The sequence below is a fragment of the Arthrobacter sp. MDT2-34-1 genome (assembly GCF_059091365.1).
Genome location: NZ_JBNHGO010000064.1, coordinates 1 through 839 on the forward strand (window position 1 = coordinate 1; position 839 = coordinate 839).

The 839-nt window shown below is 68.2% G+C and carries 1 protein-coding gene; it reads right to left on the bottom strand.

The features are described from left to right. Positions 1-386: 386 nt before the first annotated feature. Positions 387-674, bottom strand: coding sequence for a hypothetical protein (locus AC5RVV_RS17620; protein ID WP_494002647.1), 288 nt, complete (start codon positions 672-674; stop codon positions 387-389). Positions 675-839: the final 165 nt, after the last annotated feature.

Genomic DNA, 839 nt, shown 5'->3' on the forward strand with positions numbered 1-839 from the left:
ATGGGACAACGGAGCCGGGACGGACCGGGGCTATGCCCCGGCGTCCGATGTCGGCGGCTGTGGGCCCGACGCTTACACCGGCGCCGGCACCGGCTGACGGGCTTTCAACTGATGGACTGTGCCCGGCGCCGACCGGGACGGGTTTGGGCATGGTCGCGGTGAAGGGTGCGAGCTGCTGTGTGACCACGGCACGAAGGCGCTGGGCCTCCCGTGCGCGGCCGGCTTGGGAGTGCATCTCGTACACCGCCGCAGGTCCGCCAAAACGTCCGCCGTGCCTAGGACCAGGCCGTCGCCGATGCCTCCATCGACATCCTCAACGACGGCCACTACCCGGACATTTCCCTCTACCTCAGCCGCGACATCAGCGGCCCGGACTACATGATCTACTACCAGGCCCTCACCGCCGCCGAATCCCTCGACGTGCTGATGGCGGCCACCCCACCAACGACGCCATCCAGCGCTGCCTGCAGGCACCGGACGTTGACGATCTCATCCTCAAAGCCCAGCAACGCCATGAGTCCAAGGTCCTCGGACTGGACCCCTCCCAAAGCAAACTGAACACCGGCAGGACCGAACAGGAAAGCATCCCATTTGAAGCCCGGCAGGCCGCCGCTCTGGCCGCCCAAGGCTTCCCCACCGCCGTCTTCGCCAACCCGCCCCAGCATGGAGCCCACACCAGCCATCCGGCACCGGCAGCACCCAGCCGGGCGGAGCTCCAACGATAGACAACAGCACCCCACATGAAGGCGGCGAAGGCACCGGAACAGCTTCGGCCGCCCCCGCTCCCGGTGTTCCGGTGGCAGCGCCGGCCCGGGTTGGGAAGCTGGCCGCTTGCAGCC